Here is a 26,839-nt window from a genome sequence, read left to right as displayed (position 1 = left end):
GAGCAAGCCATGGCCAGGGTTGCAATTGTCGGAAGCGGGTTCATCGGACGGGCATGGGCGATCAGCTTCGCGCGCGCCGGCCATGATGTGCGCATGTGGGACCAGTCGCCGGTCGCGGCAGGCGGCGCGCGCGACTACATAGAAGGCGTGCTCGGCGATCTCGCTTCGAATGATCTGCTGCGCGGACAGACCGCGCACGCGGTGCTCGAGCGCATCGTCGTCATGGGAGACTTGGACGCGGCTCTGGCCGGCGCCGTGCATATCCAGGAGAACACACCGGAAAATCTCGAAGTGAAGCGCGAGGTGTTTTCGCGGATCGATTCCCTCTCTGATCCGCAGGCGGTGATCGCCAGCTCCACCTCGGCGCTGCTGCCGTCGAAATTCACCGATCATCTCCCGGGGCGGCACCGCTGCCTGGTCGTGCATCCGATCAACCCGCCCTACCTCATTCCGGCGGCGGAGGTGGTGCCGGCGCCGTGGACGTCCGCCGAGACGCTCGAAAGGACGCGCGCCTTCCTCCTCGATGCCGGCCACGCGCCGCTGGTGATGAAGCGCGAGCTCGACGGCTTCATCATGAACCGGCTGCAAGGGGCGCTGCTCGAGGAAGCTTTCCGGCTTGTCGCCGACGGCTATGCCAGCGTCGAGGACGTCGATATCGGCATCCGTGATGGCTTGGCGCTGCGCTGGTCGTTCATGGGGCCCTTCGAGACCATCGATCTCAACGCGCCGGGCGGCGTGCGCGACTATGCCGAGCGCTACCAGGGCATCTATTCCAATATTTTCCCGCAGATGCTGCGTCGCGTCGACTGGGCGGGCGAGGTGATGGAAACCGTCGAGTCCGAGCGCAGCAGGCGCTTGCCCAGGGAGAAACTGGGCGATCGGCAGGTATGGCGGGATCGCCGGCTGATGGCGCTGGCGGCGCACAAGAAGAAATCGGATCAGGAGTTCGGACAATGAAAGAAACCAGCCGCAAGCCCGGCGCCACGGCGGCCAGGGGCAAGGTCATCATCACCTGCGCGGTGACGGGGGCGATCCACACGCCGACCATGTCGCCCTATTTGCCGATCACGCCGGACCAGATCGCCTCGGAGGCGATCGCCGCCGCGGAAGCCGGCGCCGCGATCCTGCATCTGCATGCCCGCGATCCGGAGACCGGCAAGCCCGACCAGACGCCGGAGGCCTTTGCCCGTTTCCTGCCGCGCGTCAAGCAAGGCACCAACGCCGCCATCAACATCACCACCGGCGGCAGCCCCTACATGAAGGTCGAGGAGCGGGTGCGCCCGGCCGCCCAGTTCAAGCCGGAGGTAGCCTCGCTCAATATGGGCTCGATCAATTTCGGGCTCTATCACCTCGCCGACAAATACGAGACCTTCAAGTTCGACTGGGAAAAGCCGCATCTGGAAGCGACGCGCGACCTCGTCTTCCGCAACTCGTTCAAGGACATCGAGTACATTCTCGCGACTTGCTACGACAACGGCACGCGGTTCGAGTTCGAGTGCTATGACATTGCGCATCTCTACAATCTCTCCCACTTCGCCGACCGTGGGCTGGTGAAACCGCCCTTCTTCGTGCAGTCGGTGTTCGGCCTGCTGGGCGGCATCGGCACGCATCCGGAGGATGTCGCGCATATGAAGCGCACGGCGGACCGGCTGTTCGGGGACCAGTTCCGGTGGTCGGTGCTCGGCGCCGGCGCCAGCCAGTTGCGTATCGCCGCGCAATCGGCGGCCCTCGGCGGCAATATTCGCGTCGGGCTGGAGGACAGCCTGTGGGCCGGCAGGGGCAAGCTTGCCAAGTCGAATGCCGAGCAGGTCGTGCTGGCGCGCAAGATCATTGAGGGGCTCGGCATGGAGGTGGCGACGCCGGACGAAGCGCGCGAGATCCTGTCGCTGAAGGGCGGCGACAAGGTCGCTTTCTGACGCAGCCAATCGCCGCGCGAGCAAAGAGGAGGACGGCATGAAGATCGAAGTCGTGGTGGACGTGAAGACCACGCTTGGCGAGGGACCGCTCTGGGACGTCGAGCAGGAGCGTCTCTACTGGATCGACAGTTTCGACGGGCGCGTCTTCCGCGCGACCGCCGACGGGCGCGAGATCCGCTCCTGGGACGTGCCGATGAAGATAGGCTCGATGGCGCTGCGCAAGGATGGCGGCGGCGCTGTCGTCTCGTTGCAGCGCGGTTTCCATCTGCTCGATTTCGCCACCGGCGAGGTGACGCCGATCCATGATCCGGAGCCGGACAAGCCAATGAACCGTCTCAACGACGGCAAGGTCGACCGGCGCGGCCGCTTCTTCGCCGGCTCGATGGACACGATGGAAGAGGGGCCGTCCGGCGGCCTTTACAGGCTCGATCCGGATTTCTCCGTCACCAGGATCGATTCCGGCATCATCTGCTCCAACGGTCCATGCTGGAGCCCCGACGACCGCACCTTCTATTTCGCCGACACCTGGACCGGCGAGATCTGGGCCTATGATTACGACATCGAGACCGGTACGGCCAGCAACCGCCGCACCTTCGTTCGCGTCGATACCAGCCGCGGTGGTGCCGCCGACGGCTCGACCGTCGATGCCGAAGGCTGTCTGTGGAATGCGCTGGTCTATGACGGCCGCCTGGTGCGCTACGCGCCGGACGGCAGCATAGACCGTATCATCGACATGCCGGTGAAGAAGATCACCAGCGCCATGTTCGGCGGACCGAAGCTCGACACGCTCTACGTCACCTCGATGGCCAAGCCGCCGCTGCCGCGTTTTCCCGGCGATGGCGTGCTGCGCGGCAGCCTGTTCGCCATCACCGGCCTTGGCGTGACCGGAGTTCCCGAGCCGAGGTTTGGTGGCTGACGGGCGGCCTCTTAGAGCAGTTCACCGTTTCATGGAAACGGCGAACCGCTCTATCTCTTTGTTTTTGCGCAATTCCATAGGGAAAGCGCTACGCGCTTTTCCCGGGAAAACCGTACACACTTTTTCCTGGAATTGCTCTCGCCGCTCCTCCCGGACGTCTTCCGCAAACTTCCTGCCGCTCGCAGTCAGCTAAAAACTATCGGCACCATTTCTCCACCGCTAAGGCGATGGCCTTCGTGCAGTCGACGAGATCGCGCACCGAAACGCGCTCGTTCGGCTGATGCGCCTGCGCCGGATCGCCAGGACCGAAGTTGACGGTCGGGGTGTTGCCCAGGCCGGTCGGCAGGCCGATGTCGCTGTGTGCGCCGAAGCCGCTCAGGGCCGGCGACAGGTCGGCTGCTTTGACGGCCTCCTGGAACAGGCCGACAAAAGGGTTGTCCGACGGGATCTCGGCGCAATCGGCATCGAGGATCCATTCGACACGGGCAGGGTGCTTTCGCAGATAAGGATCCGCCTGGCAGACATTGGCGATGTGCTCTTCGATTTCGCGTTTGACATTGCCGCCCAGCCTGAACTCGTCATGCTCGCTCGGCAGATACTGTGCGTCGATGATGATCTCGCCGCGTCCTGCCATGGAGGATGGATGTTCGCCGGCATTGATCTGGGTGACGATGATCTGGTTGGGCAGGTCCATCAGCGGGTGGTTCTTCCTGGGATCGAACATCCAGCGCCGGTTGAGGATGTCGATGCCGTCGAGGATCTGCCGGCAAAGCTGGACGGCGTCGACCGGGCCGCTCGAATACCAGGCGTTCGGCGTCAGTTCGGCATGGCCGCCTATGCCGTCGATGATGATCTTGCCCCACAGAATGCCGTGACAAAGCGGTGCGATCCTGTTCGCCGTCGGTTCCGTCATGATGCCGGCGTCGGCGCGAAAGCCGCGATCAACCATGGCGAGCGACCCCATGCCGCCGATTTCCTCGTCGACGACGGTGGTGAAGACGACGTCGCCGGAGAGGGAAACGTCGAGTTCCTTCAGGATTTCGACCGCCATCAGCATGCAGGCGACGCCGCCCTTCATGTCGACCGTGCCGCGACCGTGCAGGAATCCATCCTTCAGGACAGGCTGGAAGGGATCGGTGGTCCAGTGCCCGGCGGCACCCGGCGGCACGACGTCGATATGGCCGGTCAGCATGATGGACCGCCCGCCGCCGGTACCTTTCAGAACGCCGCCGAGATTAGGCCGGCCCTCGAACGTCCTGCCCTTGTTGGCGCCGGCACGTCCCTTGTATTTTTCGTAGAGTGCCGGGCCGTCCGGATCCCAGAGATCGGTCGAGAAGCCGAGCGCCTCAAGGCGCTTTTGCAGGTAGAGCTGGCAATCGCGCTCGCCCGGGCCGGCCTCCTTCGGATTCGATTTCACGATCGAGGGGAAGGCGACGAGATCGCTCAGCGTCTTGACGATGCGCTCGGCGGCTGCCTCGATGCGCGCGGCGATGGTCTCTTCCATGGAAGGCATTGTTATCTCCAACGTTGGGAAAGTCGGTCGGCGAGAAGGACGAAAACCAGAAGGGCGCCGACAATCCCCACCTGCCAGAGCGTGTTGATGTTCAATTGCAAAAGGCCGGTCTTCAACGTGACCAGCAGCAGGACGGCCGCGAACACGCCGCCGACGCCACCGCGCCCGCCAGTGATGACGATGCCTCCCAGCATGGCCGCGGTCAGCGATTCCAGTTCGAGGTTCTGGCCGATATTGGGCCTGCCGCTGCCGAGCCAGGCGAGAGAGACGAGGCCGGCCGCACCGGCAAGCGCGCCGCTCAGCACATAAAGGATGAAGCGCACGCGATCGACCGGGATGCCGACCAGTTTGGCCGAACGTTCATTGAAGCCCATGGCGTAGATCCAGCGTCCCCAAGCCGTTGAGAGCAGCACGAGACCGGCAAGCGCGAAGCAGGGGACGGCGAGCGTAAGGAAAGGCACGGGGATGCCCATGATCGCACCGCGCCCCCAAACGAGCAGCCAGGCAGGCACGCCGGACTGGGCCGCGCCGCCGGTGACCGCAAGCGCCAGGCCGGAATACACGAAAAATGTTCCCAGCGTCGCGATGAAGGGGAGAAGGGCGAGCCCGTTCACCAGCCATCCGTTCAAGGCACCGAGCACAGCGCCAGCCAGGATGCAGACGACCGGCAACAGAAGGGGCGGCAACCCCAGCTTCAGGGAAAGCATGGCAACGATCGCCGAGAGCGAAACGGCGCCGCCAACGGACAGGTCGATGCCCGCACCCCCGGCCAGGACGACCAGCGCCTGTCCAAGGCCGACCAGGGCCAGGATCGTCGAAAATTGCAAAATTGTGGTGACGGTGCCGAGATTGAAGACCGAAGGCTTGAGCGCCAGCAGGCCGACAATAACGAGCAGCCAGAGACCGCACAGCAGAGCCAAAGTGAGGGCGGGGCCCCGCAGGTTTCGGATCCTGTTCATGCGCGGGCTCGCAGGAATTGGGCAAGCGGCAGCCGGTTGGAGACGGCTTCGAAGCCGAGCACGCCGATGATGAGAACACCGGTAACCACAGGCTGCCAAAGCGAGGGAACGCCGATCAAGAGCAATCCATTCTGGAGAATTCTCAGAAGCAGTACACCGAAGACCGTGCCTATCAAGCTGCATCTGCCGCCCAATATGCTCGTGCCGCCGAGAATGACCGCGGCGATCGCATCGAGCGCCAGCGTGCTGCCGATCGTCATCTCCACATTGCGGTAGGTGGCGACGTAAAACGTGGCGGCAATGCCAGTCAGGACGCCACTGATGACGAAGGTCATGAAGCGTGCCTTGACCACGGGGATTCCGGACAGCCGGGCCTTTTCCTCGGAATTGCCGATCGCCAGCAGGTGCGGCCCGTAGGGGGTTCGCCGCAACGCCAGCCAGACGACCAGATAGGCGATGGCAATGACGATGGCTGGGACTGGAATGCCGAGTACGGTGGTTGCCAGAAGATTGGTGAGGCTCGAGGGCAGGCCGGAGAGCCACTGCCCGCCGAGAAGGACAAAGACGGCGGTGCGGTAGACGCCAAGCAGGCCGAGCGTTCCCACGATTGCCGGAATGCGACCGAGGACGACGACGGTGGCCGTCACGCAGCCGAGCAGCGCACCGACCGCAGGGCCAGCGATGAGCGCCAGCAGCGGATTGCCCTCGGCGCCGAGCACACGGCCGATCGCTATTGCCGCCAGACCCATGACGATGCCGATCGAGACGTCGATGCCGCCCATGGCCAGCAGCAAGGTCATGCCAAGGCCGATCAGCAGCAGTTCGACGCTGTTGCGCAGGACGGTCGCCGCATTGCCTGGCGTCGCGTAGTGGGGCGATGCGACAGAAAAGATGACGATCGCCAGGAGACAGGCGGCAAGCAAGGACCACTCCCGCCCGTTCATGGCCAAAACGCCGTTTCCAAACTGTCGCACCGTGTTCATCCCAAGGCTCAGAAGTTGAACTTGTCGACATTGTCCTTCGTGAAGACCGCCGGCGGCCCGAGCAGCAGGATGCCCTTGGCGGCATCATAGGTGGCGGGCTTTTCGAGGCCGGCGATCTTGTTTTCCGCTTCGAAGCTCTTGCCGTCGATCAACTGCTTGCCGGCCCAGACCGTGAGATAGCCCAGCTGTTCGGGATCCCACAGCACGGTGAAGCCGAAGGCGCCGCTCTTCAGGTAGGATCGCGCCGTGTTCGGGCTGCAATAGCCCGTGCCTATGACGGAGCCGATCTTGCCGGCGGTTTCGATGGCCTGGGCGACGCCCGGACAGGTCGAGGATGCGACGGCGATGATGGCCTTGATGTCGGGATTGGCGGCCATGAGATCGCCTGATATCTGCGCGGCGCGCTCGGCCGTGCCGCCAGCGAATTGCGGAGCGAGCAGTTTCAGCTTCGGATATTTGGCGGTGGCCTCTTTCTGCATGAAGCCGATCCAGGCGTTGAGATTGGACGCCGTCGCCTCGCCGGAGACGATGCCGATCGTGGCGTCCTCGCCGACACGCTTCACCAACTCATCGATGATCGTCGTGCCGAGCCCTTCGTCGGTCGCCTGCGCCACATAGACGGCACGGCCGCTGTCGGGTGCATCGCTGTCGCTGGTGAAAAGCTTGATGCCCTTGGCCTTGGCGCTCTCGACGACGGGCGCGATGCTGGACGCATCCAGCACGCTGACCGAGATCGCCTGGACACCCTGGTCGATCAGGTTCTGCACGATCTGCAACTGATCGACCGGGTTGGTGTCGACGGGGCCGGAATAGATGAAATCGACGCCCAGGTCCTTCGCGGCGCGATTGCCGCCGGCTTCCATGGCATTGAAATAGGGTATGCCGATCAATTGCGGGACGAAGGCGACCTTGGGCTTGTCGGCGGCATGCGCCGCCGTGGCGACCACGAGTGACAGCACGGAAACGGCGAGCGCTTTTTTGAGTTGAGAAAGCATTGGTTTATCCTCTCTGGAATGGACGTGCATTTCAGTTTGATTTTTCAAGCGCCCGCACGTCGGGATGAGCGCCTGTTATGAGCGAAACGACTTCCTCGTGATTGGTCTCGGCCGCCAGCCGTTCGGCCACCTTGCGGCCGCGCCGGAACACCACGATGCGGTCGGCAACCTCGAACACTTCGGAAATGTTGTGGCTGATGAGGACGACGGCACAACCGCGCGCGGCAAGCCGCCGCGTCAGTGCCAGGACCTTGCGGGTTTCGGCGACGGCAAGGGCCGCCGTCGGCTCGTCCATGATGACCAGCCTGGCATTCAGATTGAGGGCCCGGCAGATGGCCACGGCCTGGCGCTGACCGCCGGACAGGCTGCCGACGGGTGCTTCCGGATCGGAAATATGCGCGTCGAGCTCTTTCAGCAGGCCGTCGACGCGCTGGCGCATTTCCTTGCGCTTCAGGAAGGGAATACCCAAAATGGAGCGTTTCAATTCGCGGCCGAGAAAGACGTTTTCGGCAATCGACAGGTTTTCCGAGAGCGCCAGTTCCTGAAAGATCGTCGCGATCCCCGACGACGCCGCATCCTTGGGCGAGGAGAAAGCCACCGGATTGCCCTCGATGAGAAGCTTTCCATCGCTGGGCGGATGGGCGCCCGCCAGGATCTTGATGAAGGTGGATTTGCCGGCGCCGTTGTCGCCGAGAAGCGCCAGCACCTCGCCGGAGCGGATTTCCAGGTCGACATCGGCAAGCGCAGTCAGAGCGCCGAAGCGCTTTGCGATATTTCTGGCGACAAGAAACGGTTCTGTCATGGCGGTTCCCCGGCGGTTGCTGGTCGGCTAGACGGCCTTGCTGACCCAGCGCAGCACGTTGGTCCAAAGACGCGCATAGCCCGGCCATTCCACGAAGCTGTTGGGCAGCCAATGCGGGCCGATATCCGACGTCCAGGCCAGCGTGCGGCCCTGGCCATGGCGGCCGGTGACCAGCAGCGGATGACCGCCGTGATCCTGCGGCAACCGTGCGAGGATTTCGACGTCATCGCGATCGCGAGCGACGACCTCGTTGGCGCCGAGCAGCAGCGGCCATTCGCCTTCGATGCCGGCAAAGATCGGGTGATCCTTGGGACCGGTGATTTCAGGCCGGAACCCTTCGGGAATCTCGAGCCGGTCGTCATAGGGGAGGCAGGTTACCGGCAGCGCCTCCTCGACGGCCGTGCGGTGCCAGCGCGCCTTGCCGTCGATGCCCTGGAAAGAGAAATAGCCGCCGATCATGACCATGCCACCACCGGCCTGCGTCCAGTCGCGCAGAAGCTTGAGCCGGTTGGGCACTGTCTTGCCGTGCAGCCAGACATCGGGGTGAAGCAGCAGCGAGTTCGCGCCGATGTCGGAGAGGATGATGGCCTTGTATTGCGACAGGCCCTCCGTGGTGAAAGGCAGCTTTTCGACGGCTTCATGGGCCGGCATGTAGTCGAGGTCGAATTCGCTGCTCTTCAAGGCATCGACCAGCGGCGTCGCGCCCAGGTGAAAGGTGACGCTGCCGAACTGATCGAACCCCTTGTAGTGGGTCGCCGAACTCATCCAGCTCTCGCCGACCAGAAGCACTCTTGTTTTCGCCATGACCAATACTCTCCTGGGTTCCCGTAAGTTGTTGGTTCAGCTTGCCAACATGGCGTTGTTCGCCAAAGCGGCAGCCTTCAAAGTCGCGAAATCCGCGATGTAGCCCTGTGCGCCTTCGACCGTGGTCGTCAGGCTCGCGCCGATCGCCGCATGGCGGGCGGCGTCGTCCAGCGACGCACCATGCAGCCAGAGGCTTAGGAATATGCCGGCGAAGCTGTCGCCGGCGCCCGTCGCATCGACGCGGTCGACAGGGAGTGCCGGCACCTCGATCTGCGGTCCGCCATTCGCCGGAAAGACGACCGCGCCAAACTCGCCGAGAGTGAGCACGACCGTTCCGCGCGGCTTGATGCGCGCCAGCATCAGCCGCACCTCTTCGATCATCGTCGCCATCCTGGAGCGAAAGTCGAAAATCTCCCGCATCATCACATCGTTGATGAAGGTCAGGTCGATGTGCCGGACCATCTGCGTGAAGGTTTCAGGCGTGCGTGCGCTCTTGGGCAGGCCGGCCGAATGCAGGCTCACCCTCCAGCCGGCCTGATGAAAGCGCGCGATGGAAGCGGTCATCGTTTCGTAGTGGAAGCCTTCGATGTGAAGACAGGCCGGGCGCGGCTCGGGCTGGATGTCCAGATTGGCGGTCAGATCGATCTCGCCGAGTTCGAACGGTTCACTGATGATCGTGCGGCTACCATTGCGCTCGATGATCACGATGGCTTGCGAAAGGCGGTTGTTGGGCGTGTTGCGGATCGGCAATGCGTGGACGCCCAGTTTGGAAAGCGCGCCGAGCGCCCAGTCACTCTCCGGGTCTTCACCGACCGCCGTCGCCAGTTCCACGTCGAGAGCGTAGGGCGCCCCAACACCGGCGGCGGCAACCGCGAGATTGGCCGCGGGCCCGCCCAGCGCCTTCTCGATATGGCTGGCTGTGATGCGGTCGTCGCGATGCGGCAGGACGTCGACGCGGCAGAGAAAGTCGACACTGACCCGGCCCGCGACCAGGAGCCTCGGCAGATGATCGAGATTCTTCGGCCTATGGGGCGCGCGGCCCGGCAGCGAGCGCGCAAACGAACTCGGCCGGTACATCAGCGTGGCGATCGCCTTTTCGATGCGTTCGCGCGTGGCCTCCTTCAGGCCGGCGGTCCCATTGATGAAGTTCGACACCGTTCCGATGGAGACACCGGCCGCGCGTGCGACATCCGCTATGGTTGGGCGCTTGCGTTGCAATGGCAGGTTCCAATTGAAGCGTTTCAAACGGTATCAACGGAAAAGCCGCCCCTCAACGGAATTATGTCCTAAAAGGTCGGGAATCTGCGAGGGAATTTGGAAACCTATGGCGATATGGCCTCAATTTCTGGCCATTCGTTCCAGAATTGAACGATTTTCAAATTCTTGAGCCGAAAGACCGGGCCGGCGAATTGCCTGCTTTCATTCGGATAGCTTCGCCGAGCCGATGATCTAGATCAGCAGCAAGCCCTTCATGCTGGAATAGCCCTTGCGACCGATGATGATGTGGTCATGCACGGAAATGCCCAGCCGCTTGGCCGCGTCGATGATCTCCTTGGTCATCTCGATATCGGCACGCGATGGCGTCGGATCGCCCGACGGGTGGTTGTGCACCAGGATGATTGCCGTCGCCGACAGTTCGAGAGCGCGCTTGACCACCTCACGCGGATAGACGGGCGTATGGTCAACAGTGCCGGTCTGCTGCACCTCGTCGGCAATCAGCGTGTTCTTCTTGTCGAGGAACAGGATGCGGAACTGCTCGCGCGCCTCGAAGGCCATGGCTGACCGGCAATAGTCGAGAAGCTGCTGCCAAGAGGAGAGGATTTCGCGGCCATGGACCTCGCTGCGCGCCATGCGCTGGGCCGTCGCCGCAATGACCTTCAGGTCGAGCGCTACCACCGGGCCCACGCCCTTGACCTCCTGGAGGAGGCCGACGGGCGCGCCAAGCACCTCGGCCAGGGTACCGAAGCGGGAGAGCAGCGCCTTGGCGACCGGCTTGGTGTCGGCGCGCGGGATCAGGCGGAAGAGCAGGAGTTCCAGAAGCTCATAGTCGGGCAGGGCGTCCGAACCTGCCGAGGCGAAGCGTTCGCGCAAACGGTCGCGATGGCCGAGATAATGCGGCTTCTCCTCGATCCTGCTGGCCTTCGCAGGAGGCCGGGCTGTCCCAGGAGAGTGCATGGTCGCGGAAAGCTGCGCAGGCTTTTCTGCAAAGAAACTGCGCTCGTCGTCGTCACCTGACATCTCGTCTGCCCCCCAGCTCCCCGACCGCGAGCGCCGGGAGAACGAAACATTAGGCTGGCAGGCCGGGGCGGTCGAGCTTTTTGGGGGAGAGCGTGAAGATCTCGCAGCCGGTGTCGGTCACGCCGATCGTGTGTTCGTATTGCGCCGACAGCGAGCGGTCGCGTGTCACCGCGGTCCAGCCGTCCGACAGGACTTTCACATGCGGCCGGCCGAGGTTGATCATCGGCTCGACGGTGAAGATCATGCCGGGCCGCATCTCGACGCCCTCATTGGCGCTGCCATAATGCAGGATATTGGGCGCGTCGTGAAACAACTGGCCGACGCCGTGGCCGCAGAAGTCGCGCACCACCGAGCAGCGCTCGCCCTCGGCATAGCTCTGGATGGCCGCGCCAATGGCGCCGGTGCGGGCGCCAGGCCTGATCGCGGCAATGCCGCGCATCAGGCATTCGTGGGTGACTTCGAGCAGGCGTTCCGCCGCGCGTTTTATGCTGCCGACGGGGTACATGCGCGAGGAATCGCCGTGCCAGCCGTCGAGGATGTAGGTGACGTCGATGTTGACGATGTCGCCATCCTTCAGCGGCTTGTTGTCGGGGATGCCATGGCAGACGACATGATTGATCGAGGTGCAAGAAGACTTGGTGTAGCCGCGGTAGTTGAGCGTCGCCGGCAGCGCGCCATGATCCATGCCGAACTCGAAAACGAAACGATCTATGGTGTCGGTGGTGACGCCGGGCGCAACCATCGGCGCCAGTTCGTCGAGGCAGCGCGCCGTGAGGTCGCATGCCTTGCGCATGCCGGCAAAACCTTCCTCGCCATAGAGGCGGATCTGGCCGGTGTTTCTGAGCGGTGCCGTGGCGGCGTCGAGATAAGTGACCATTGGTGTCCGTCTTGCCGGTGTGGCTCTGCAAGGGAGCCGGCGTGAAAATCTCCCCAGATTTGGCACTTGAGGGCAAAAGGTTCAAGGAAGAACTGCCCGGACACGGCCAAGCGGCAGGGATATTCGGCGCGCCCCGGTGCCTTTGACGCCCTTGTTCCTTCCCTTTCAGTCGACCGTGCGGTAGGGCGAGGGAGGTTTTTGGAGATTTCATGAGCGTCGAGCACGCCAGATTGCCTGAAGCGCCGTTGAAGGCGGCCTGCTCATTGCTGATGAGCCTTGTGCTGCTGGCGATGCTGTCGCTTGGCCGGGCGGAGGTGCCCGTCTTTGCCGGAGCAGCCTCCGGTGTCGCCAGCGCCGGCGTGGAGCGGTCTGGCGAAGCGGCGGCGCTGCTGCGCATCACCGGCAAGGCGCAGGCGCTGGAGGTTCGTTCCGGCCGGCCGGCCCTGGTTAAGTTCGCCGGCGGCCATCCGGCCCTGCCGGCTCGGGACACCGTCTTTTCCTGGTTTGTTTCGGGTCCGCCGGCAGAGGTCGTCGCCGCCGACGGGGACGCCCGCACACCGTGGGCGACTGCCAATCAGCCGCGCGCGCCGCCATCGGTTCCGGCCTGAGCGGTTTCAACCGCTCCTTCACTCAAACCACTTCCTGTTCGCGCCTCGATCCGCACGGCGGCTTCGGTCGCGCAGCGGTGCGTAGCGCGTCATTTCCGGATTGTTTCCATGCAACGTATCAAGACACTCAAGAGCCTTTCGCGCGCGGCCTACGCCGCCATTTTCCTTTCCGTCCAGGCGCTCATCTGTATCGGAACCGTCTACTGGGCGCTGACGGAGACGCTCGGCCTTTCGGCGACAGGGGCACTTGTCCTTGGCGGGATTTTCGCTGTGCCGTCTGCTCTCGTGCTGCTTACGGCGGTGCGCATGGCCTTCGATGCGGAGACCGATCCCGCCAACCAGTAGCCGGACCGCCAAGGCGCCCGCGTTCGACAAGGCCGGGCGCCTTGGCGCTTGCTTGCGGCGGCTGCGGCAAAACGTCCATGACCGCGGAGACGCCACATTCCTGCGGTAGCGACCGGCCAGAGCGACTTTTTACGACGGATGGCGTTGCCGCTGGTGACGACAGTTCGGGAGATGGCGGATGGACAGACTGCAATTCGAGGTGCCGGTGCGTATCGCGCCCGGACCCGGCCTGCCTGTCGAGGAGATCTACAGCGTCGAACAGGCCCTTGATTTTCTCCAGGCCTGGCCGCTGCGCCGGCAAGGCCCGATTTACCAGAAGGCCTTCAACGCCTGCTTCGGCGCCACCGTGGACGTGGTCAAGACCGAGGATGCCTGCCGGGCGTTCATGGCGTTCTGCCGGGTGACCGGGCTGATGGCCCGGGACATGATGGCGCCGCGCAAGCGCGGTGGCCAGGCGAGAGGGCTGCAAGCCTGAGGTGCGCTGCGCTCTTCGTTCTCCTGGCCGAACGGCGCATCGATGCCGATGCCATTAAGCTTCCGTTTCCACTTTCGCGGCTACGCCATGCTTGTTCGGCAATGGTTGATTCGTTGCGTCAGTCTCGTGGTTCGGAAGATGTCCCCAGAAAAAATCCGTGCATTCCCGATCGACCGTCAGGCATTCCTGGTTCGGGAGGTGGCTGCCAGGCTCGACAGTTTGCATGGCGACAGCGCCACCTCGTTCTGGAGGGCCAAGGCGACGGAGTTGTTCGATCTCGTCGTCAGGTCAGGCAGGGACAGGGCGGCGGCCAGCGACGAGGTGCGCAGGTTCTTCTTCGCCGTGCAAAAAGAGATATCGGCCGGCGCGGCCACTGAGCCGATGCCAATTCTTTCCGCCTGAAGTGCTCCGCAAGGCGTCCCACAGCCGGTCCATGCCACCGCTAGCGGAACAGATATTTTGAAACTTCGGGGTTGCCGCGTCGCCACATGACGTTGTCAAGGAAGTAGTGGTGCACGTTGATGAAGATCAGCACTATGAAGAAGAACAGCGACGAACCCAGGACTTCCTTGTCGTAAGGGATCAAGGCAGTCAGTGCCGCCGGGATCAGCCAGAAACCGAGACCGCCGAGGACCCCGCCGGCGACGACGAACCCCAGGACTCGCGTCCTGTAGATCGGACCAAGAACGGACAGGATTCTGGAGTCCGGAACCTTTTGTGCATCGGGACCGTCACGCTCGACATTGCTTTGATAGCGCCAGACCACGGCCAGGTACTGCAGCGAATGGAGAGCCGGCACCACGAGCAGCCACAGCGGGTTTATTCTCACGACCAGGATCCAAAGATATAGGGACGCGATATAAGCGACGACGCCGTTATACGGCAGGCTGCCGCCATTTTTACTCCAGCGATTGATCAGCATCACGACGGTGGCGGCCGTGGAAGCGGCCGCGGCCGACAGCGCAATCGTGTTGAGCCACGCAGGCGTGGCAAACGTATAATATTCCAAGCCGTAATATTTTGCTTGGCTGACCGCCGTGTTCGTCTGAAGCCATGCGAACAGCCATACGGCATAGCTGTTGACCAGCAAGATTTTCTTGTCCGGATTGGTGAAGAACCTGCGCTTCAACACGGCGTCCACCATCAACATGCCGTAGCCTTGCTTGACGTAGTGCCAGCCCACGAAAAAGAACATCGCGTTGGCTGCGTTTCCGAGCAGCCGGGCGTTCGCCGTTATCGAGCCGTAAGCAAAAAACCCGACCATGAGCAGGGGAACGACAATGCCGGCGAAAATGTAGCGGATCTGGAGGCCCCTGTCGTATCCGTCGCCGCGCACCTTGCTTCCAAAATTGCGATAGAAAAGTTGGTAAGAGTGGGCGAAATGCGGATAGTTTATCAAGTAGGCCAGGAAAAACATCGCCGCAGCAACAAGGCTGTCGTATTTGGTAGGCACGAAGAACAGGGCCGGCAAAATCAGGAATGCGCTGCCGCCAAGCATGAGGAAGTCGGCCAGCGGGCCAAAGAGATATCTTTGTGGCGGCGTCGCCGCAGGAGCTCGAGCATCCGCCGAAAGGTGAACTGCCATATTAGCATCCCCTGGGAAAGCCGATTTAACCATCGAGCCTTGCCCTCGACAAGGTCGAGGCGGCGGAATGGTCAACACGTAAAATGACGTTCCGGAAGGGCGTGTTACCCTGTCCGGCGCAATAGCTCTTGACGCCGAAAGGAGCGGAGGGGACATCGAGTGAAGCTGGTACGCCCAAGGGGAATCGAACCCCTGTTACCGCCGTGAAAGGGCGGTGTCCTGACCGCTAGACGATGGGCGCGCTCAGATGAAAGCGGCTTATACTGGCGTTGTGCGCAACCGGCAACCCGTCAGGTGCCGGCTTGGACAACTTTTTTCCTGCCTGCCGAAGCGAGTGATTCACGCAGCGCCAGCGGCAATTTTTCTGGCGGCCGTCACCAGCCGCTGCGTGGATTTCCGGGCACTTTTCAGACGATTGCGGAAGCGGCCCGATGCAAATGCATGTCGCTCAACAGTGACATCGGTTTGTTCACCAGACATCGTGTTTCGTAAAGCGCTTGTATTTGCCGCCATTCACCGGGGATCCGTTTCTGGTTATGTATACCGTCTCCGCGCGATCATAGACGAAGAGCTTCTTGCCCTGCGGGGAATAGGCAACCGTCTGTTCGACCAAAGGTCCATCTCGTTCAACAACGAACTTGATAACGAAACGCCCGTTCGCATTCAGGTGCGACACCGCCAGTCGGCCCTCGGCATCGTACGCGTTCTCCCAGACAAGCTGGTCTCCGCTTTTGAGTTTCGCCTCTTCGTGTGCCAGATGGCCGTGGTCGTATTTTCCGAAATTTGTCACCGTGTCGCACGTGTCGACAATGCATGTAGACCTGCGGGACAGGGTATTCCCGAACTCGTCATATTCGTACTTCGTTGTCTCGAATTTCAGGTCACCGTCATACTTGTCGTGCACCGGATAAAGGCCCGTTTTCGGATCGTAGTGATAGTCATACCAAAACCTCGCATAGTACCAGTATGCTCGGGCAAGGGCTCCGCTGTCATCGAACCATTCACGTGCATGCCATAGTGATGCGCCGCTTTTCACCTCCGTAATGTTCAGATCGACGAAGTCATCGCGATAGCTGAAGAGGCCGACCTTTTCGGCTACGCCATCTGCATTCAGGACCTCGATTCTTGCGGGCCGCATCTTTGCATTGCGCGCAATCACGCTGGTATCGAGCACATTTCCGTCCGGACCTTTCGCGACTTGCCGCGCCACATGGTTCGACTGACCGTCGTATTCCACGGCCGTCAGACCGGTCTTCTTGCCGAACTCGTAGCGGGTAAAGATCGAGGGCCTCCCAGCCGCATCGCATTCCACGTCGTACCAGGAGGCAGCGTCACCCTTTGCCTCGAGCATTTGTCGATCCACCTTCGGGCCGAGCAGAGGATCGTACAGGAACGTGACCAATTGCACGAAGACATATGAGCCGCCGCAATTCTCTGTGGTCGAAGGTGCGGTGTCCGTCCCTATCTGGCCGCCGGTGACGCGCGACGTCGCCGCATGTTGGGCCTTTCGCCAAATCCAGCCCTGGTTTTCATAGTGGATCACGACATCGCAGCTGTCGCTGGACATGAATTTGGCGTTCGGAGGGGGACCACAATGCGGGTCGCCCGCATAGATTGTCGCTGAAATCGAACTCAGCTTTTTGTCCTCGCCGATGTCGAAGGTGTCGTCGTACAGATGCTCGTGGAAGATTTCCTTCCAACCGCCGTTCCCTTCGACCATGACCACCACATCGCACCCGCGATTGCTGCAATTCGCGCCCGGGTAATGGCCGGAGCATAAGGTTTCATTCTCGATGAGAAGGGCTGGCGTGCCGTCGACAAGCGAAATCGGTCGGACGCCCGACATCTTGTTGGCAGGGATGCCGCTCGCATCATAGTCCTTGCAGCTGTTGCGGATATCCTCGACGTAGGTTTTGACCGCGGCGGGCAGGTGGTCATATTGCGGACCACTGTCTGTTGTGGTCGGTGATGCAGCGGCCGCAACCTTCACTTCTGCCGGTTTTTCGGGCGCAGCAGCTCGCGCGATCTTGTCCCAGCTCTTATCGTCGAGCGACAAGGCCACACGGAAACCCATGACGTTGAAGCGTTCATCGGATCCTTCATCCCGGTTCCACATGCCGTCATCGGTATCGTCGGTGTATCCGAACAGCAACCGCTCTGAGCCACGCATGGAGAACTGCGTCAACTCATAGTCGCCGCTGCGCGCCGCGAAGAGAACGCAGTCCGGCTCCGTCCAAGGCGAACCGTCAGCGGGCGCCCGTTGGTAGCTCTTGTGAAAGCAGTCCTCGACGGCTTCCTGGGCGTTACCGCCCATGTCGTAAAGACCCCATGAGTTGGGCTTGTAGGAACCGACCTCGGCGGTCCAGTCAGGATGTATTTTCTCCGAACAGGAGGCAGCCATGCCTGCCTGATAGCCGGACTTGCGGTCTGCGAAGTTCGCGTAATCGCATGTCTGCTTGAAGTCATCGCCCCAATAATTGAACGAATCCGTTCCCGCCCGATAAGCGTATTCCCACTCCGCTTCTGTCGGCAGCCGGTAGTGTTTGTTCGCCTTCATGGAGAGCCAGTCGAGATAGTCTTTCATGTCGTTGCGGGAAACGCATACGGCCGGTTGCCGTCCTGTCACAGGTAATCCCGGCTGCGCGTAGGAGCCGTCGCTGATATAGATGGCGTATGGCGCGGATTCAGTCTTGTCGCCGCCGGGGACGGGTGTGCCGCTATATTTGAATTTGTTCGGGCCGCTTTCGATCGTACGTATACCGCACTTGCCGCCGACCCCAGCACCGGTTTCCTTCACATAGGCGTCAAACTCATCAACGGTGATCTCGAAGCGACCGATGGCGAACGGATAGCCGATCGTTACCTCATGTTGAGGCGTCGCCCATTGCACATATCTGAGCCGCTTCATCTCCTTCTGGCTTGCGCCCATCATGAAGCTGCCCGGAGGCAGCGGGACCATTTCAGGGCAATGTTCGCAATCGCGAAATGGCGTTCCGGCCCGGGCGTCCGATGAAGCGGCAGCAGCCTGGGCGTCGAGCTCATAGCAGTTATCGACAGGCGCGAGGCCGCTCTGACCGGCCGTGTCTTTGTCTGGAAATCCGATTTCCGTGCAGCGTTGCTGAGCGAAGGATGGCGATATCGAACCCATGTCCGCCACCAACGCAAGCACAAGCACAGCAATCGCCGCGACGACCTTGTGCATTCCAATCCCCGAGCATGATTAACAAATCCTGAGTGGAAAGCTCCCCCTCAAGGATATCACTGTCAACCTGAAGAAAAGAGGTAAGCGGGAAGGTGGGAAACCCGGCTTCTTGCTGCTGGGATCAAAAACTACCGCGCCATAATTAAGCTAAGTCTCAAGAAGGAGATGACTAAGCCTTAAGAACAGATTGCATGTGCCCGTGCCAAACCCAGAACTCACCTCGCTCTTTGCGAAGGAGAGCAATCGCGGAGGTTTGGACCACGGTGTTAGCGCGTCCAGCCGAACCGGCCCTAGTCAGCCTTCGCCACCGCTGCGCCGGCGGCAGCGCCAGTTCCAGTCGCGCTCGGGGCCGACGTCGACGTGGACCGATTCGGTGTGGCAGTAGGTGCCGACGCCGCCGCGGCCGGGCATCGTCCTGACGTAGCTCGCCAGCTCCCATTTCGAGACGCCCGGCACCTGGATGTCGGCGGCGGCGCAATACATGTGCAGCGAATTCTTGGCGCCGTTGGCACGGCGGTTGCGGGCGGGGTCGCGATAGCCGGAGGTGACGACCATCTTGCGGCCGTAGTGGCCTTCGATCGTTTTGAGCACGCGCACCAGCGAGGGCTTGAGGCACGCCACGTCGACACTCTCGTTCTGCTTCAAGAGCCCGTTGGGCGCCAGGCGCGCCATGCCGGCGGCGGAAGCTACCTGGTAGAGGCCGCCCGAACCTTCATCCTCGTTGAGGTCGACGTCGCTTTCGTCGTCGAGGCCGGATTTGCGCTTGATCTCGAACAGCGCCGTCTGGCGGACGCCCGGCAGGGCATCGCTGCCGGTGATGTGACCTGAGTCGTCGCCGAGCGAAGCCAGCTGCACCGGTTTCGCCGTGGAATCGGCCGAGGCCAGTGTAATGATCGGCTTTGCCGCCGCCGGGGCGGGCTTGGCCTGCACAGCCGGCTGTTCGCCTGCGCGCGTGTTGACCAGTGGAGCGGGCTTCGCCGAAGCCGGCGTGGCGCCAAACATCGAGGCCAGGAAACCCCTTTTCTTCGGCGCCTCCGCTTGCTGCGCCTCGCCAGCGGTCACATAGACCGGATTGTTCATCGCCGGTGTGGCGGCCTGCTTCGGCGCCGTCACGGCCGCGTCGGCGGCGGCGATCTTCTGCGCCGCCGCATCGGTCTGCTGCGCCGTCTGCGGCTGCTGCTCCAGCGATTGCGGCGTGTTTCCGGCAATCGTTTCAGCTTCAGCCGGCGCGGTGAGCGGGAAGGCCGCCTGCGGCTTGGTAATCGGCACGTAGGCGACCGTCTCGGGCAGCGCTGTGTCGCCTTCCGCCATCACGGTGGTCTGCGTGGTCGCCGTCTGCGACGACGAATCGCCGGCCACGATCGGCTTGTTTGTCGAGGCTGCGTTGATGTCCGACGCGGAGGCATTGTAGCCGGGCATGCCAACCGACATTGTGGGGTCGCCGGCCGAGGTGCAGGAGGCCAGGAGCACGGAGCAGAGCGCCGCCGCAATGGTGCGGCGTTCTCCCTTCGCGAGGCTCCACCCTGCTGATTTCAAAGTCAAATTCCCCCTCGATATCCGATCGGTATATCCTTGGCGCGGCGTCCGAACGGCTGCGTCGAGGTGCCCCTTGTCTCCGATCCGGAAACGAGACCTGTGTCAAATCAGCAAGCCTGGAAGTATTTTTGCGGCAATTGCCGAATTTAGGCGGCAAGATGGTTGACGACACCATTTCGCCCGCTTTTACGGGTCCGTCAACTCACCAGACATTACAGTCGGTTACACACGCACCTTGACATAGGTGCCGGGGGCATCACCAAAAGTTTTCATATGCTTGCCTGCTTTGCGGGCAGGCACGCGATTGTTGTCCTTAGCCTCTATCCAGCTCTGCCAGTGCGGCCACCAGGAGCCAGGATGGTCGGTGGCCCTTGCGATCCACTCGCCGAAGTCGCCCTCCGGCTTGCCGCCGGTCCAGTACTGGTACTTGCCCGATGCGGGCGGGTTGACGACACCGGCGATATGACCGGAGCCCGCCATCACGTATTCGACCTCGCCACCGAAATATTTCGAGCCGAGGAAGACGGACAGCGCGGGAGCGATGTGGTCTTCCCTAGAGGCGAGGTTGTAGACGGGAATCTTGATGTCGGCGAGCGAAACGGTGCGTCCGGCAAGTTCCATCCTGCCGCGCGAGAGGTTGTTCTCGAGATAGCAGTTGCGCAAATAGAAGGAGTGGTTGGCCGCCGCCATGCGTGTCGAATCGGCATTCCAGTAAAGCAGGTCGAATGGCAGGGGATCCTTGCCGCGCATGTAGTTGTTGACGACATAGGGCCAGATCAGGTCGCCCGAGCGCAGCATGTTGAAGGCGGTCGCCATCTTGGTGCCGTCGAGATAGCCCTTTTCGTTCATCGCCTTTTCCACCGCCGCGACCTGTTCCTCGTCGACGAACACCTTGAGGTCGCCGGCATAGGTGAAATCGACCTGGGTGGTGAAGAAGGTCGCCGATTTGATGCGATCGTCACCCTCCTGCGCCAGCAGGGCAAGTGCCGCTGCCAGCAACGTGCCGCCGACGCAGTAGCCGATAGCGTTGACCTCTTTCTCGCCTGTGGCCTTCTCGATAGTGTCGAGGCCGTATTGCAGCCCCTCTCTTGTATAAGCCTCCCAGTTCTTCATGCCGTGGCGTTCATCAGGGTTGATCCAGGAGATGACGAACACGGTGTGGCCCTGTTCGATCGCCCAGCGGATGAAGGATTTCTGCGGGTTGAGGTCGAGTATGTAGAACTTGTTGATCCAGGGCGGGCAGATCAGCAGCGGCCGTTTCAGCACCGTCTCGGTGGCGGGATCGTATTGAATGATCTCGGCGACGTCGCTGCGGCCGACCACCTTGCCGGGGGTGGTGGCGATGTTGCGGCCGATCTCGAAGGGCGAGTAGTCGGCCTGACGCAGCTTCAGGTCGCCCTTGCCGGCGGCGATGTCCTCGGCCAGCATCTTCATGCCGCGCACAAGATTTTCGCCGTTCGAGGCGATGGTTTCGCGAAACAGTTCCGGATTGGTCAGGATGAAATTCGACGGCGAGATGGCGTTGGACACCTGCTTGACGTAGAAGCTCGCCTTGTGGCGGGTGTGGTCATCCAGGCCTTCGGCGTGCTCGACAAGATCAGCCGCCCAGCGCGAGGTGACGAGATAGGCCTGTTTCAAGAAATCGAAGAAGGCGTTGCGGCCCCATTCCGGATCCTGGAAACGCTTGTCGCCGCGCTCCGGCTTGACCGCGTCCTCGGTTCGCTCGGCATCGGGGCTGACGCGCTGGATGGCGTTCGCCCAAACCGTCATATAGCCGGCGAACAGCCGCGTCTGCGCTTCGAGCGCGCGTTGTGGGTCGGCAAGCCAGTATTCGCTGAGCTTGGAGAAGGTCTTCACCATGTCGACGATCGGTTCGGCGACATGGTCGCGCACTTCGCCCTTCTCGCGCGGCTCGGCCCAGGCGGAAGCCGCCTTGCCGGCCTGCTCGATCATGCGCGCCATGTTCAGGGCGAAGCGTTCCGGGTCCTTCACCAGATATTGCTCGACCGTCGAAGGTCCGCCATCTTCCGCTTTGCCCGAATCGGGTGTTTTGGACATGGTGCGCGGGGTTCCTCCCGAAGCGTTTTCTTGACATATTACCATGGGACATCCGACTGGGTCCAACCTCGCTCTACCCCGGCTGCCAAGGAAACAATATGACGATTAACATTGGCGAGACTGTTTTTTTCGGCGCCGGTCGTTTTTGCCGCATCGGTGCGGCAATTGCCCTGCTGTGCCTTGGGGCCTGCTCGAGCACCAATACCAGCGGCCCGGTGCCCATCGCCACATCAGCGGGACCGAAGGATACCGGCACCTTTCCGAACCTGAACATCCCGCCGAAAGTAGCGGCCAAACAGTTCACCGATGCCGAGAGGAATGCCAGGCTCGCGGAATTGAAGGGGGACGAAAGCGCGCAGGCAGCCAATGGCGGCGCCCCCAACGTCACCAATCAGGCGGCGCTGACGGACCTGGCCAGCAAGCATGGCGCGCAGACGCTGAAGCAGATCGAAGGCAAATGCGACCCCACCCTCGACCCTACCTGCAAATAAGTATATAGCGCGCGCCCAAGGCACTTGCCGACACGGCGCGCCTTGCCAAACGCCAAGTGATGTCTGGAACTGCCATGGAAGAGTTTCACAAGGTCCGCCGGCTTCCGCCCTATGTCTTCGAGCAGGTCAACCGGCTCAAGGCCAGCGCCCGCTCGCGCGGCGCCGACATCATCGACCTCGGCATGGGCAATCCGGACCTGCCGACGCCCAAGGCAATCGTCGACAAGTTGTGCGAAGTGGTGCGCGATCCGCGCACCCATCGCTATTCCTCCTCGCGCGGCATTCCGGGCCTGCGCCGCGCCCAGGCCGCTTACTATCAGCGCCGCTTCGGCGTGAAGCTTGATCCCGATACGCAAGTGGTGGCAACGCTGGGTTCGAAAGAGGGCTTCGCCAACATGGCGCAGGCGATCACCGCCCCTGGCGACGTGATCCTGTGCCCGAATCCAACCTACCCGATCCATGCTTTCGGCTTCATCATGTCGGGCGGCGTCATCCGGTCGCTGCAGGTGGAACCCGATGACGGTTTCATCCCGGCGGTCGAGCGCGGCATCCGCCATTCGATTCCGAAGCCGCTGGCGCTGATCCTCAACTACCCGTCGAACCCGACGGCGCTGGTCGCCTCGCTCGATTTTTACAAGGACGTGGTGGCGTTCGCGAAGAAGAACGACATCATCATCCTGTCGGACCTTGCCTATTCGGAGATCTATTTCGACGGCAATCCGCCGCCTTCGGTGCTGCAGGTGCCGGGCGCGATCGACGTTTGCGTCGAGTTCACCTCCATGTCGAAGACCTTCTCCATGCCCGGCTGGCGCATGGGCTTTGCGGTCGGCAACGAGCGGCTTATCTCGGCGCTGACCCGGGTGAAATCCTATCTCGATTACGGTGCGTTCACCCCGATCCAGGTGGCGGCCGCACACGCCCTCAACGGCGATGGCGCCGACATCGCCGAAGTGCGCGACATCTACCACAAGCGGCGCGACGTGATGGTGGATGCCTTCGGCCGCGCGGGCTGGACCATTCCGGCTCCGGCTGCGTCCATGTTCGCCTGGGCGCCGATTCCCGAGCCGTTCCGCCATCTCGGCTCGCTCGAATTCTCCAAGCTGCTCATCGAACATGCCGACGTTGCGGTGGCGCCAGGCGTCGGCTTCGGCGAACACGGCGATGATTTCGTGCGTGTCGCGCTGGTCGAGAACGAGCACCGGATCCGGCAGGCGGCGCGCAACATCAAGCGCTTCCTGGCGACCAGTGCCAAGCAACCCAACAATGTCGTGCCGCTTTCCGCCCATCGGTAAGCTTTCCGCACACAATTTCGTTTGATCTTTCGGGGGACATCGCCGGCCATGGCTGAAGCTCTGCGTGTTGGAATTGCCGGCCTCGGCACGGTCGGCGCCTCGGTGGCGCGCGTGCTGCGCGACAAGGCGGCGGAGCTGACACGGCAGTGTGGGCGCGACATCGTCGTGTCGGCGGTTTCGGCGCGTGATCCCAAGCGCGACCGCGGCGTCGATCTCAATGCCGCGAAATGGTTCGACGATCCGGTCAAGATGGCGCAGGCCGCCGAGATCGACGTTTTCGTCGAGCTGATCGGCGGCGACGAGGGGCCGGCGTTCGCGGCGGTCAGGGCGGCGCTCGAAGCCGGCCGCCATGTCGTTACCGCGAACAAGGCGCTGCTGGCCAAACATGGCGTCGCGCTCGCCGAGATCGCCGAGAAGAAGGGCGTGCTGCTCAACTACGAGGCCGCGGTGGCGGGCGGCATTCCCGTTATCAAGACGATGCGCGAGGCGATGGCCGGCAACTCGGTCACCCGTGTCTTCGGTATTCTCAACGGTACCTGCAACTATATCCTGACCCGGATGGAGGCCGAAGGCATCTCGTTCGACGCCTGCCTCAAGGACGCGCAGCGGCTGGGCTATGCCGAGGCCGACCCGACCTTCGACATCGAAGGCCATGACACCGCGCACAAGCTGTCGATCCTGACCAGCCTGGCCTTCGGCACCAAGATCGCCGCCAACGACATCTACATGGAAGGCATCTCGAACATCACCCAGGCCGATATCCGTGCGGCCGGCGATCTCGGCTACCGGATCAAGCTGCTTGGCGTTGCCCAGCGCACCGAGAGCGGCATCGAGCAGCGCGTGCATCCGACCATGGTGCCGACGGCCTCGGTGATCGCGCAGGTCCACGGCGTCATCAATGCGGTGGCGATCGAGACCGACATCCTCGGCGAACTGCTGCTCTCCGGCCCCGGCGCCGGCGGCAATGCCACCGCCTCGGCCGTCATCGGCGACATCGCCGATATCGCAAAGAGCCGTCCCGGCTTCCAGCACGGCCCGGTCTTCGGCAGGCCGGCGAGGGAATTGAAGCCTTACAAGAAGGCGCAGATGCGCAGCCATGCCGGCGGCTATTTCATCCGGCTGACCGTGCATGACCGCATTGGCGTGTTCGCGGCCATCGCCAAGCGCATGGCTGACAACGATATCTCGCTGGAATCGATCGTCCAGCACGCGATCAGCGGCGAAGCGGCGGCGCAAAAGACGGTGATCCTCGTCACCCACGAGACCACCGAAGCTGCGGTGCGCAAGGCCGTGGACGGTATCACCAAGGATGGTCACCTGACCGACAAGCCGCAGGTCATCCGGATCGAACGGGCAGGATAGATATTTCCTTCCGTCGCCTACCACGGGATTGCTGCGACGATACTGTTGCGGCCGATGCCGCTGCTTGGCTCGCCGGAACCAATCCCGGCCAGCGCCGTTCTCCCGAGGTGCAAACCGAGGGAATGCCAATGGCCGAAACATCGAAATCCGACACCCCCCAGATCGACGACATCCAAAAGACGCTCGAAAAGCAGATCGCCGATCTGCGCAAGGAGATCACCAGGATCAACAAGAGCCTTTCGGAGCGAGGTGCGGAACTGGTTGACGAGGCCTCGGCTCAGGCATCCGATGTCTACGACAGCGCGGCGAGCCGTGCGTCGCGAACGGCTCAGCAGTTGCGCAGCCAGGCGCAGGCGGTCTCGGAGGTCGCGCGGGAAAATCCGGGCACGACGACGGCTGTGGTCGGCGTCATCGGGCTGCTGGGTTTTCTGGCCGGCCTCGCCGTTGGCCAATCGATGAATGACACCCAGCGCCGCTGGTATTGATCCGGTAACGACCGAACCGGGTTTGCCGGCTTACCTGTCCATCGAGCAATTTCCAGGGGAGCACCATGGCTTCTTCCGTCCTGATCGGTATTCTGATCACGTTCCTCGTGATCATTCTGGTGCTTTATCTCATTCAGCGATTGCCGCTGGATGCCAGGATGCGGCAGATCGCGCAGATCATCGTCATCATCATCGGCATCGTTTCGCTATTGAAATATCTGGCCGTGTTTTAGATCTCGATACCTACTTTGAAAGCGGCCCAAGTTCGCCGGAATCGTGCTATCCATAGTTTAATCGATTGATATTGCAGGCTTTTCGAGAAAACCTTCGAGAGGTCTTGCCGTTGTCATGCTCGTTTGACACAAGAGGCGCGCCTCCGGCGGGAGGTGGCATGCGAACGAGGACCGACCTGATGAACGTGGCCCACAACATTATCGCCGGACTTGACCGGATACTCACCATGGAACTGGTGCGCGTCACCGAACGCGCCGCCGTCGCGGCCGCCAGGCTGCGCGGACGCGGTGACGAAAAGGCCGCCGACCAGGTCGCGGTGGACGCCATGCGCCAGGAGCTCAATCGCCTCGCGATCAAGGGCACGGTGGTGATCGGCGAAGGCGAGCGGGACGAGGCGCCGATGCTCTATATCGGAGAGGAGGTCGGCACCGGCAAAGGCCCGGCGGTCGACATTGCGCTCGACCCGCTTGAAGGCACCACGATCTGCGCCAAGAACCTGCCCAACGCGCTGGCCGTCATCGCCATCGCCGAGAAGGGCAGCCTGCTGTTCGCGCCCGATGTCTACATGGACAAGATCGCCATCGGCCCGGGCTATGCCGAGGGCGTCATCGACATCGATGCGTCGCCGGCCGAAAACATAGCCAGCCTGGCAAAGGCCAAGGGCGTCGCGGTGTCCGACGTCACCGCTTGCATCCTCGATCGTCCGCGCCACGGCAAGCTGATAGACGCCGTGCGCGCCACCGGGGCGGCAATCCGGCTGATCGGCGATGGCGACGTCGCCGGTGTCATCCACACCACCGATCCCGAGGAGACCGGCATAGACATCTATCTCGGCATTGGTGGCGCGCCGGAGGGGGTGCTGGCCGCTGCGGCGCTGCGCTGCACGGGTGGCCAGATGCAGGGCCGCTTGATCCTCGACACGCCCGAAAAGGTCGCCCGCGCCGGCAAGATGGGTATTGCCGACCCGAAGCGGGTCTACCGGGCCGAGGACATGGCGCGCGGCGATGTGTTGTTCGCGGCCACCGGCGTCACCGACGGCAACATGCTGGCAGGCGTCAAGTTCGGCCGCAACTACATCACAACGCATACAATCGTGCTGCGCTCCTCATCGCGCACCGTGCGCGAGATCAAGGCCCGGCATCAGGACCTGGAAAAGTTTTGAT

At 62.4% G+C, this 26,839-nt stretch carries 27 protein-coding genes and 1 tRNA gene; 13 read left to right on the top strand and 15 right to left on the bottom strand.

The window, feature by feature from the left end; all coding sequences use genetic code 11:
* The first annotated feature begins 9 nt into the window (after nucleotides 1–9).
* The 3 genes from ACIU1A_RS12665 to ACIU1A_RS12655 are packed head-to-tail and all read left to right on the top strand — an operon-like array spanning nucleotide 10 to nucleotide 2,832.
* Entirely contained in the window at nucleotides 10–957 is a 948-nt protein-coding gene (locus ACIU1A_RS12665; protein WP_140561497.1) for a 3-hydroxyacyl-CoA dehydrogenase, read from the top strand.
* Nucleotides 954–1,916 carry a 3-keto-5-aminohexanoate cleavage protein gene (locus ACIU1A_RS12660; protein WP_140517090.1) on the top strand — a complete coding sequence of 321 codons (963 nt, stop codon included), beginning with the start codon at nucleotides 954–956 and terminating at the stop codon, nucleotides 1,914–1,916. Before ACIU1A_RS12665 ends, ACIU1A_RS12660 begins: the two co-directional genes overlap by 4 nt.
* Before the next feature lie 37 nt (nucleotides 1,917–1,953).
* Nucleotides 1,954–2,832 (top strand): SMP-30/gluconolactonase/LRE family protein, encoded by an 879-nt coding sequence (locus ACIU1A_RS12655; RefSeq protein WP_140517088.1) that lies wholly within the window; start codon nucleotides 1,954–1,956, stop codon nucleotides 2,830–2,832.
* Between the two features lie 196 nt (nucleotides 2,833–3,028).
* On the opposite strand, the gene ACIU1A_RS12650 is transcribed toward ACIU1A_RS12655, so the two are convergent.
* The 9 genes from ACIU1A_RS12650 to map form a co-directional block, all read right to left on the bottom strand.
* Entirely contained in the window at nucleotides 3,029–4,345 is a 1,317-nt protein-coding gene (locus ACIU1A_RS12650; protein WP_404927427.1) for a M20 family metallopeptidase, read from the bottom strand.
* A gap of 2 nt (nucleotides 4,346–4,347) precedes the next feature.
* Nucleotides 4,348–5,304 carry an ABC transporter permease gene (locus ACIU1A_RS12645; RefSeq protein WP_404927426.1) on the bottom strand — a complete coding sequence of 319 codons (957 nt, stop codon included), beginning with the start codon at nucleotides 5,302–5,304 and terminating at the stop codon, nucleotides 4,348–4,350.
* Complete coding sequence (locus tag ACIU1A_RS12640) at nucleotides 5,301–6,248, bottom strand: ABC transporter permease (RefSeq protein WP_404927425.1); 948 nt, start codon at nucleotides 6,246–6,248, stop codon at nucleotides 5,301–5,303. Before ACIU1A_RS12640 ends, ACIU1A_RS12645 begins: the two co-directional genes overlap by 4 nt.
* A 47-nt stretch (nucleotides 6,249–6,295) precedes the next feature.
* Nucleotides 6,296–7,282, bottom strand: coding sequence for an autoinducer 2 ABC transporter substrate-binding protein (locus ACIU1A_RS12635; protein WP_140495805.1), 987 nt, complete (start codon nucleotides 7,280–7,282; stop codon nucleotides 6,296–6,298).
* 31 nt (nucleotides 7,283–7,313) lie between these two features.
* A complete protein-coding gene (locus tag ACIU1A_RS12630) occupies nucleotides 7,314–8,084 on the bottom strand; it encodes an ATP-binding cassette domain-containing protein (protein ID WP_140495806.1) in 771 nt (256 codons plus the stop codon).
* Between the two features lie 27 nt (nucleotides 8,085–8,111).
* On the bottom strand, nucleotides 8,112–8,888 hold the full coding sequence (locus tag ACIU1A_RS12625) for a glutamine amidotransferase (RefSeq protein WP_140495807.1): 777 nt from the start codon (nucleotides 8,886–8,888) through the stop codon (nucleotides 8,112–8,114).
* A gap of 36 nt (nucleotides 8,889–8,924) precedes the next feature.
* Nucleotides 8,925–10,106, bottom strand: a complete 1,182-nt coding sequence (locus ACIU1A_RS12620) for a carbohydrate kinase family protein (RefSeq protein ID WP_140521013.1) — start codon at nucleotides 10,104–10,106, stop codon at nucleotides 8,925–8,927.
* A gap of 231 nt (nucleotides 10,107–10,337) precedes the next feature.
* Nucleotides 10,338–11,063 (bottom strand): DNA repair protein RadC, encoded by a 726-nt coding sequence (gene radC / locus ACIU1A_RS12615; protein ID WP_404927909.1) that lies wholly within the window; start codon nucleotides 11,061–11,063, stop codon nucleotides 10,338–10,340.
* 112 nt (nucleotides 11,064–11,175) lie between these two features.
* Nucleotides 11,176–12,003: a type I methionyl aminopeptidase gene (gene map / locus ACIU1A_RS12610; protein WP_404927424.1), complete on the bottom strand. Its 828-nt coding sequence runs from the start codon at nucleotides 12,001–12,003 to the stop codon at nucleotides 11,176–11,178.
* Between the two features lie 209 nt (nucleotides 12,004–12,212).
* Here map and ACIU1A_RS12605 point away from each other — a divergent pair, with 209 nt between their 5' ends.
* From ACIU1A_RS12605 to ACIU1A_RS12590, 4 genes are all read left to right on the top strand, one after another.
* Nucleotides 12,213–12,611 carry a hypothetical protein gene (locus ACIU1A_RS12605; RefSeq protein ID WP_404927423.1) on the top strand — a complete coding sequence of 133 codons (399 nt, stop codon included), beginning with the start codon at nucleotides 12,213–12,215 and terminating at the stop codon, nucleotides 12,609–12,611.
* A 108-nt stretch (nucleotides 12,612–12,719) separates the two neighbouring features.
* A complete protein-coding gene (locus ACIU1A_RS12600) occupies nucleotides 12,720–12,956 on the top strand; it encodes a hypothetical protein (protein ID WP_404927422.1) in 237 nt (78 codons plus the stop codon).
* A 178-nt stretch (nucleotides 12,957–13,134) separates the two neighbouring features.
* Nucleotides 13,135–13,431 carry a DUF982 domain-containing protein gene (locus ACIU1A_RS12595; RefSeq protein ID WP_140517077.1) on the top strand — a complete coding sequence of 99 codons (297 nt, stop codon included), beginning with the start codon at nucleotides 13,135–13,137 and terminating at the stop codon, nucleotides 13,429–13,431.
* Nucleotides 13,432–13,473: 42 nt separating this feature from the next.
* Nucleotides 13,474–13,833: a DUF6074 family protein gene (locus ACIU1A_RS12590; RefSeq protein WP_224618903.1), complete on the top strand. Its 360-nt coding sequence runs from the start codon at nucleotides 13,474–13,476 to the stop codon at nucleotides 13,831–13,833.
* A 40-nt stretch (nucleotides 13,834–13,873) separates the two neighbouring features.
* Here ACIU1A_RS12590 and ACIU1A_RS12585 read toward each other — a convergent pair whose 3' ends face one another.
* From ACIU1A_RS12585 to phaC, 6 genes are all read right to left on the bottom strand, one after another.
* Nucleotides 13,874–15,016 (bottom strand): hypothetical protein, encoded by a 1,143-nt coding sequence (locus ACIU1A_RS12585; protein WP_404927421.1) that lies wholly within the window; start codon nucleotides 15,014–15,016, stop codon nucleotides 13,874–13,876.
* Nucleotides 15,017–15,182: 166 nt separating this feature from the next.
* A tRNA-Glu gene (locus tag ACIU1A_RS12580) sits at nucleotides 15,183–15,257 on the bottom strand.
* A gap of 98 nt (nucleotides 15,258–15,355) precedes the next feature.
* The gene (locus ACIU1A_RS12575; RefSeq protein ID WP_181175196.1) at nucleotides 15,356–15,496 is read right to left on the bottom strand and encodes a hypothetical protein; all 141 of its coding nucleotides are present in this window, start codon (nucleotides 15,494–15,496) and stop codon (nucleotides 15,356–15,358) included.
* Nucleotides 15,486–18,218 (bottom strand): formylglycine-generating enzyme family protein, encoded by a 2,733-nt coding sequence (locus ACIU1A_RS12570; RefSeq protein WP_404927420.1) that lies wholly within the window; start codon nucleotides 18,216–18,218, stop codon nucleotides 15,486–15,488. Before ACIU1A_RS12570 ends, ACIU1A_RS12575 begins: the two co-directional genes overlap by 11 nt.
* Before the next feature lie 294 nt (nucleotides 18,219–18,512).
* Complete coding sequence (locus ACIU1A_RS12565) at nucleotides 18,513–19,760, bottom strand: YcbK family protein (RefSeq protein ID WP_140495817.1); 1,248 nt, start codon at nucleotides 19,758–19,760, stop codon at nucleotides 18,513–18,515.
* Between the two features lie 216 nt (nucleotides 19,761–19,976).
* Complete coding sequence (gene phaC / locus ACIU1A_RS12560; protein WP_404927419.1) at nucleotides 19,977–21,812, bottom strand: class I poly(R)-hydroxyalkanoic acid synthase; 1,836 nt, start codon at nucleotides 21,810–21,812, stop codon at nucleotides 19,977–19,979.
* A 98-nt stretch (nucleotides 21,813–21,910) separates the two neighbouring features.
* Here phaC and ACIU1A_RS12555 point away from each other — a divergent pair, with 98 nt between their 5' ends.
* The 6 genes from ACIU1A_RS12555 to glpX all read left to right on the top strand — a co-directional run bounded on the left by ACIU1A_RS12555 (nucleotide 21,911) and on the right by glpX (nucleotide 26,838).
* Nucleotides 21,911–22,303 carry a hypothetical protein gene (locus tag ACIU1A_RS12555; RefSeq protein ID WP_140495819.1) on the top strand — a complete coding sequence of 131 codons (393 nt, stop codon included), beginning with the start codon at nucleotides 21,911–21,913 and terminating at the stop codon, nucleotides 22,301–22,303.
* A 74-nt stretch (nucleotides 22,304–22,377) separates the two neighbouring features.
* Nucleotides 22,378–23,595 (top strand): LL-diaminopimelate aminotransferase, encoded by a 1,218-nt coding sequence (locus ACIU1A_RS12550; protein WP_140495820.1) that lies wholly within the window; start codon nucleotides 22,378–22,380, stop codon nucleotides 23,593–23,595.
* A 48-nt stretch (nucleotides 23,596–23,643) separates the two neighbouring features.
* Nucleotides 23,644–24,957 carry a homoserine dehydrogenase gene (locus tag ACIU1A_RS12545; protein WP_140561487.1) on the top strand — a complete coding sequence of 438 codons (1,314 nt, stop codon included), beginning with the start codon at nucleotides 23,644–23,646 and terminating at the stop codon, nucleotides 24,955–24,957.
* A 128-nt stretch (nucleotides 24,958–25,085) separates the two neighbouring features.
* Nucleotides 25,086–25,442 carry a hypothetical protein gene (locus ACIU1A_RS12540; RefSeq protein WP_140517065.1) on the top strand — a complete coding sequence of 119 codons (357 nt, stop codon included), beginning with the start codon at nucleotides 25,086–25,088 and terminating at the stop codon, nucleotides 25,440–25,442.
* A gap of 65 nt (nucleotides 25,443–25,507) precedes the next feature.
* Nucleotides 25,508–25,675: a Thivi_2564 family membrane protein gene (locus ACIU1A_RS12535; RefSeq protein ID WP_140495823.1), complete on the top strand. Its 168-nt coding sequence runs from the start codon at nucleotides 25,508–25,510 to the stop codon at nucleotides 25,673–25,675.
* Between the two features lie 179 nt (nucleotides 25,676–25,854).
* Nucleotides 25,855–26,838 carry a class II fructose-bisphosphatase gene (gene glpX / locus ACIU1A_RS12530; RefSeq protein WP_140495884.1) on the top strand — a complete coding sequence of 328 codons (984 nt, stop codon included), beginning with the start codon at nucleotides 25,855–25,857 and terminating at the stop codon, nucleotides 26,836–26,838.
* Nucleotide 26,839: the final 1 nt, after the last annotated feature.

The sequence above is a fragment of the Mesorhizobium maamorense genome (assembly GCF_044998965.1).
Taxonomy (GTDB): domain Bacteria; phylum Pseudomonadota; class Alphaproteobacteria; order Rhizobiales; family Rhizobiaceae; genus Mesorhizobium.
This window is presented reverse-complemented; position numbering and strand designations above follow the sequence as displayed.